Consider the following 5,959-nt stretch of genomic DNA (forward strand, 5'->3'; position numbering starts at 1 on the left):
CCCGAAGAGCGGATCGGGGGAAACACCGTCTGTCGCAACTAGCCGGCGGGCGGCAGATCATGACCAGGGCCGAGGGCATGGTGCAGGAGGTTCTGGCTCGTCGATCCCTGAAGGTATCCGGCGAGCCACGACACAGCCTGCAGCGATGACGGTGATCCGTCGGTTCCGACGACGATCGGACGGTCGGCAGTCATTGTGTTCCTACCTTTCTCGACGAGTGATGGAACGCGGAAGTGCCTGTCGGTGATATCGATGGTCGCCGCCAGCAGATGGTCGCCGTAGGGCAGAAGGTCACCGCCTTCGGGTCGGAGGTCCACCCGCGGCCTGACGACAAATTCACGGCGGCACAGTGACAACGCTCACGCGCACTTCGCCACGCGCGTGCGCTACCGGTTCATCGCGGTGCGGCAACTCATTTGGTGTGTGCGGACGAAGCCCAGTCCGATAGTCATCGAAAGCAGGGAGAGGGCGGCGTCGTGAGAATGTCCCGCGGTGCGATTCGCCCGGCACTGCAACGAGCCATGCCGTACCCCTGTTCATCGTCCGCGAAAGGGTCGGTAGGGGCCGGAGGCCCTCCGACGGACAACAGGTGTCGTTGACCTTGTGCCCTACACCGGTCGCGGGCCTTGCGGAAGACTCGAACCGTAGCGATCGGAGGAGTTCTCTCCGAACCGGCGCCGCTGCTGTGGACTCGAGTGCGGGGGTGGCCCTGACCGGATAGATCGGGGTCGCGCTCTTGACTTGCCGGAGCATGTCATCTCCGTTGTCTGGTTGCAAGGATTTGGGGGACCGGGAGATGTGAACGGCGAGTGCAACTCGGGCGGCGGCGGCACTGCTCCGAGCAGGTGACCGCTGCTCCCGTGTCAATCCAGGTTCCCTTCAGAAGGAGGAAAGATCATGGCTCTCATGCGTTTCGATCCGTTCCGCGAGTCGACTGGGTGCGGCCGCTGCTCGCGAGTATCACGCTCGCCTGCTACGGGCTGATTTTCGGTGCCCTCGTCGGTGCCCTGTTCGGGCTGGTCATGTACGCGCTGCAGCGGGGTGGCGTGATTTCGCGTCCGTCAGCTCACTGCGACCTCGCTATTACGAGGTCCTCGCCGACATCGGGGTTGCGGACGAAGCCATCCGGCTGCTCGCCGGAAGTACCGATCAGAAGGAATAAGAGCGTGGATGGAGAAATGATGTCGATCAAGCTCAACAACACCGCGTACGAACACGCAAAACGCCTCATCAAGTCCGGTCACCGCGTTCTCGACGACCGCGATGCCTGGAGTGAGCACCGGCCGTCGACGCAGCAGGAGAACGAGTACATCGCCGAACACGGCCACACCGAGTATGCCCACTGGTATCTCGGCATCGACGACGAGCACGACCCGGACACCAAGGGCAGGTACAAATTCCCCTACGGCGACTTCGAGAACGTGCACAGGTGCGGGGTGCTGTCCGCAGAGTCGCGGGCGGCGCAGTACAAGCACGACGACATCGAGGCGGCGGCCGCCCATCTGCACGGCATGCTGGACGCCTACCGCTGACCGCGGTCGCGGTCATTCTTCCCTTGTTCGTCGAAGCACGCAGGACAGTGCGCAGTGGGATGGAAAACCATCTCCACGACGACGCCGGCACCGAACCCGTCCGGCCGGCGGCGCCGACCTGGAGAAACCGCGCGGATCTCGGTGTCGGACCTGGGCGGGCGGGAGGATCGGAGGAGGGTTCGGTGATGACCCGCGACGTGGAGAAACGGTGATCCGACCGGTCGGTATTGTGCACCGCCGGATGGTATTCGGCCGGCGTGGTCGGTGCGGCCCTGGTCGTGATGGGCGCCGCGGTGGGCTGGGCGGCGGCGAGCCGGGACCAGTGCGCCGACCCGACCTCGCTGGTGTGTACCGACCCGGCCCGCTACCTGCTGGTGTTCGCGCCGACCGTGATCCTGCTGCTCGGGTGTGGGGGCATTCGTGCGCGCCTACGCGGCGTGGCGGGCGTGGGCAGACCTGGCCGATCTGGCACGGCGCCGGATGGCCTGCCCTTCTCCGCAGATGACGAAGCCCGGCTGACGGCGGAGGCTGCGGAGCGGGCGGTCCTGGCGGAAATTCTGGCCGGGTTGCGTGACCGTTTCCCTACGTCTCGGTGCGGCAGACCTCGTCCGGGACCAGCCGGTGCGTCACCTCCTCGAACTGGCCGACGAGGCCCAGCTGATTGTCGTCGGAAACGGGGGGCGCGGCGGCTTCGCCGGGATGACGCCCGGCTCGACCAGCACGGCCCTGCTGCACACCACTACGTGCCCCTCCTCATCGTCAGACAGTGCACCGACGGCTAGTACGCCGCCGCGATCCAGTCTTTCATCAGGCGAGGAGGGGACCGAAGTCCTCGAAGAGCTGACCAGGTCAATGACCTTGGGCCCTACATCTGCATCTAGGCCTAGAAGAGATCAGCTGGGACGAGTGGTTCGAGAAGTTCGACGAGGCCGGTCTGGCGTTCCTCTACCAGGAGCAAAAGTCTAGCGGCGACGACAGCACTTTCTTCAAGCTGGCCGACCGGGAGTGAGGTTGCCTTCGGCGCCGACGGGTTTCGTTGTATCCCGGTTGGGAGCAGTCTCCGCGCGACGCGTCCGTCCGGCACGCGCACCGAACTGAGAGCGGTTCGACGGTGAACCCGACGAGGTCGTGGAGGCTACCCACTGGCGACGCCCTTGCCGTGCTTGAGGATTCGCCGGTCCTGACCGCACCTGTCGGTCCGGTCAGGACCAGGATCAACGACCTTCTCGGCCGGCCGCCAGTCAATGCCCCTCCTGGTCCGACAACGTCTTACCCTCGAGAGCCTTGACCCGTCGGTGCTCGAGAAGGACCAGGACGATGCCGGAGAGGAAGCAGAGGACACAGACCGTACCGGCGACCACGGCCCAACCCTCCATGCCATAGCCGGCGGCCACCAGAGCCATTGCGAGTAACGCGATCCCTATCCCGAGGAGTAGGAATCCCGGCCAGTTACGGCGATCGATGATGGCCTCTCCGGCATGCTCACGCATGGTTCGCCCCTCATCGTGTGGGTGATCTTCGGTGCCTGCCATATTCACTCCTCGTTGTCGGGCGGTCCTCGGGGACCGCGACGAAAAAACATCTACCTCTGCATTTCGCGCGCGCCGGTGTCTGGAGCCGATTTCCCTCGACCGGCATTCGGGTAGCGATCTCGATCTTGGCGTTATCTCGGGTAGCGAGAGCATCGCGTACGACGGTGCGCACCACCGGTTCGCATGGGGTGCGGTAGTCGGGCTGTGGACCGGTGTAGATCAGGCCGACGACTGGGACGGGTGCCGTACGGCTGCGGAAGCTGAGGTCCAGGCGACCGGGTTCGCCCGGGCGGTCTCGGGCTATCACGGCATCGAAGTGGCCCTCAGCATCGGGGGGAGTGGTGGATACACCCCACGCGATTCGGGGTTTGCCGACGAAGACCGCGAGCAGCGGCGTCTCCGCGTCGACAGGTAGTGGACCACATATCCATACCAAGATGTCGGCATCGGCGGGGTTGACAGTGTCTGCCCGTACCATCGGATAACTGATCAGGTCGGCGTAGCGGGCGATCTCGCTGACGGCAACCCTGAAGCTCACGCGTCGTTCTCGGAGCCAATCCGCCACTGTATCGAGCGCGAGTAGATCCCCGCGGGTGTTGCCGTCGCTGTGCACGGAGAACCAGCCGCCGAGCAACACGCGTCGACCGCCTCGTGCTCCAGGCATTCATCGGCGATGCCGGACTGTCGTGGTGCGCAGGCACCTGTCGTAGATCGATTCCAGGACGCAGGCCCGCGCTGTGTTGCGCTCGGCGTGTTGCCGTGCCGCACAGCCCATGCGAAGCCGCGCCTCGTCGTCGCGGAGTCGCTGCGGAAGCGAGACTGCATGGAACTCGAGACACCCGTCGAGCGCTCACCGCACCGGACCGCGCCATGCCAGGGGCGGCTACCGGACGATGAGAAGTGGGCAGTTGACCGAGTGCATCAACGCCCTGCTGGTCGACCCCAACAGCAAGCTGGTGAACCCGCCCCGACCTCGGCTACCCACGACGAGCAGCTGCGCATTCTCGGCTTCCTCACGCAGGCCGTGTGTGGGTTGGTCCATGACGACGACTGTGCGGACCTTCACGTCCGGGTATTTCTCGGCGTGACCGGCGAGCCTTTCCGACAACCGGGCTGTTTCGTCCTTCACGACCTCCTGCATCCACGTGGGGTCGGTGCCGCCCTCGAATGCGAGGTGAAGATCGACGTCGGACCAGGCGTGGACGGCCACGAGTTCGGTGTGCCGCAGTTCGGCTTCCTCGAATGCCATGGCGATGGCGGGTTCGGTGTGCGCGGATCCGTCGACGCCGACGACGACGGGTCCTGCGAGGGCGGTGATGTCGGTGTCGGGCAGGCCGTGGATGACGGCGACGGGGCAGTGTGCGTGGGTGGCGACGGCGGAGCTGACCGAGCCCAGGAACATCCTTTCGATGATTCCTTGCCGGTTCGCACCGACGACGACCATGCGCGCAGTTTTCGACCGCTCGACGAGTTCACCGGCGGGTGTCTCGGTGCCGAGGACGGTGTGGATCTCGAGCGAGTGACCGGGTACCGCGTCGGCTGCGACCTCGGCGGCCCTGGCCAACCTCTTCTTGGCTTCGAGTTCCTCTTCTTCGAAGAAGCTGGGGGGCAGGCCGACGGAAAACCCGTACGCGCCCGGAACGAACGTGGTGGTGAGCACCGTCAGGGGAGCGTTCCGCAGTGCCGCTTCCTTCGCGGCCCACGATACTGCCTGCAGCGCCGACGGTGATCCGTCTGTTCCGACGACGATGGGACGGTCGGCAGTCATGATGTTCCTACCTTTCGTGACCGGGTGATGGGACGGCGGAAGTGCCTGTCTGTCAGTGATATCGATGGTCGCCGCCAGAAGATCGTCGCCGTAGGGCAGAAGGTCACCGCTTTCGGGTCGGAGGTCCACCTGCGGCCGTGCGACCCCCATCCACAGCGTCACAGTCATCCCGCTCGGCGTATTTCGCCCGGTACCGGCGCCACCTGATTATCGGTGTGCGGCAACTCAGGTGATGTGCGCGGACGAATCCCCGTCCGATAGTCGGCGAAAGCAGGGAGAGGGCGGCGTCGAGGGAATGTCCCTCGGTTAGCCGAGCGCGGCACGGCTACATCCGGCGCCGTACCCCGGGCATCGTGCGTGAAGGGGCGGGTAGAGGTCGGAAGTCCTCTGACAGGCAACGAGGGTCACTGACCTTGTGCCCTACGCCGGTTGCGGTCGTCGCGGAAGACTCGGAACCGAGCGATCGGAGGAGGTATCCCCGAACCAGCGCAGCTGGGGCTCGAGTCATGGGTGGCCCTGACCGGTTCGAAGCCGAGTCGGCGCCGCCGCAGAGAATTCACGCATAGGAGCAATGATGGCAACACAGTCGAGTGCGGGAACATCGGCAGTACGCCCGAACGAGCCCGCCCACCGAGCAATAGCAACGTTCGACAACTATGCCGACGCCGAGCGTGCCGTCGACTATCTCTCCGACCAGCACTTCGCGGTGGAGAAGGTGGCCATCGTCGGTCGCGATATCGAGTTGGTCGAGCAGGTCCTCGGCCGATTGAATTACGGCTGGGCGGCACTACGGGGTGCAATGACCGGCGCGCTGACCGGCGCGCTGATCGGGTGGATCTTCGGCCTTTTCGACTGGGCACGGCCGCTCCTCGCGAGTGTCACACTCGCCTGCTACGGGCTGATCTTCGGCGCCCTCATGGGCGGTCTGCTCGGTCTGCTCATGTATGCGCTGCAACGGGGGCGGCGCGATTTCGCCTCGGTCTACTCATTGCAGCCCCGCCACTACGAAGTCCTCGCCGATGTCGAGGTCGCGGACGAAGCCGTCCGCCTGCTCACCGGCCGGACCGATCGAAAGGAATGAGTCATGGCGACCGCTGTGGGGATAGACCTGGGCACCACCAACTCGG

The 5,959-nt window shown here is 65.2% G+C and carries 6 protein-coding genes and 2 pseudogenes; 4 read left to right on the top strand and 4 right to left on the bottom strand.

Annotated elements, in window-relative coordinates; genetic code table 11:
* Positions 1 to 119: 119 nt before the first annotated feature.
* A pseudogene (locus tag HGB39_RS40470) lies at positions 120 to 356 on the bottom strand (hypothetical protein); the annotation flags it as partial.
* A gap of 576 nt (positions 357 to 932) precedes the next feature.
* Between HGB39_RS40470 and HGB39_RS39455 the strand changes: the two are divergent.
* The 3 genes and pseudogenes from HGB39_RS39455 to HGB39_RS40475 all read left to right on the top strand — a co-directional run.
* Positions 933 to 1,162: pseudogene (locus HGB39_RS39455) on the top strand (general stress protein); the annotation flags it as partial.
* A 4-nt stretch (positions 1,163 to 1,166) separates the two neighbouring features.
* Positions 1,167 to 1,532, top strand: coding sequence for a hypothetical protein (locus HGB39_RS37635; protein WP_237720412.1), 366 nt, complete (start codon positions 1,167 to 1,169; stop codon positions 1,530 to 1,532).
* A gap of 621 nt (positions 1,533 to 2,153) precedes the next feature.
* Entirely contained in the window at positions 2,154 to 2,498 is a 345-nt protein-coding gene (locus HGB39_RS40475; RefSeq protein ID WP_376744856.1) for a universal stress protein, read from the top strand.
* Between the two features lie 275 nt (positions 2,499 to 2,773).
* Here HGB39_RS40475 and HGB39_RS37645 read toward each other — a convergent pair whose 3' ends face one another.
* The 3 genes from HGB39_RS37645 to HGB39_RS37655 form a co-directional block, all read right to left on the bottom strand.
* Positions 2,774 to 3,064, bottom strand: coding sequence for a hypothetical protein (locus HGB39_RS37645; protein WP_043790043.1), 291 nt, complete (start codon positions 3,062 to 3,064; stop codon positions 2,774 to 2,776).
* Complete coding sequence (locus tag HGB39_RS37650; protein ID WP_162276276.1) at positions 3,033 to 3,701, bottom strand: hypothetical protein; 669 nt, start codon at positions 3,699 to 3,701, stop codon at positions 3,033 to 3,035. Before HGB39_RS37650 ends, HGB39_RS37645 begins: the two co-directional genes overlap by 32 nt.
* Positions 3,702 to 3,947: 246 nt before the next feature.
* A complete protein-coding gene (locus HGB39_RS37655; RefSeq protein ID WP_168443014.1) occupies positions 3,948 to 4,832 on the bottom strand; it encodes a universal stress protein in 885 nt (294 codons plus the stop codon).
* Between the two features lie 574 nt (positions 4,833 to 5,406).
* Here HGB39_RS37655 and HGB39_RS37660 point away from each other — a divergent pair.
* Complete coding sequence (locus HGB39_RS37660) at positions 5,407 to 5,913, top strand: YflT domain-containing protein (RefSeq protein WP_043787262.1); 507 nt, start codon at positions 5,407 to 5,409, stop codon at positions 5,911 to 5,913.
* Positions 5,914 to 5,959 lie beyond the last annotated feature (46 nt).

The sequence above is a fragment of the Rhodococcus opacus genome (assembly GCF_012396235.1).
GTDB lineage: Bacteria > Actinomycetota > Actinomycetes > Mycobacteriales > Mycobacteriaceae > Rhodococcus_F > Rhodococcus_F opacus.

Bases quoted from the DNA above. Each gene is read 5' to 3' on its own strand.
- HGB39_RS37645 (WP_043790043.1), bottom strand. From the start codon at position 3,064: ATGGCAGGCACCGAAGATCACCCACACGATGAGGGGCGAACCATGCGT.
- HGB39_RS37655 (WP_168443014.1), bottom strand. From the start codon at position 4,832: ATGACTGCCGACCGTCCCATCGTCGTCGGAACAGACGGATCACCGTCG.
- HGB39_RS37660 (WP_043787262.1), top strand. From the start codon at position 5,407: ATGGCAACACAGTCGAGTGCGGGAACATCGGCAGTACGCCCGAACGAG.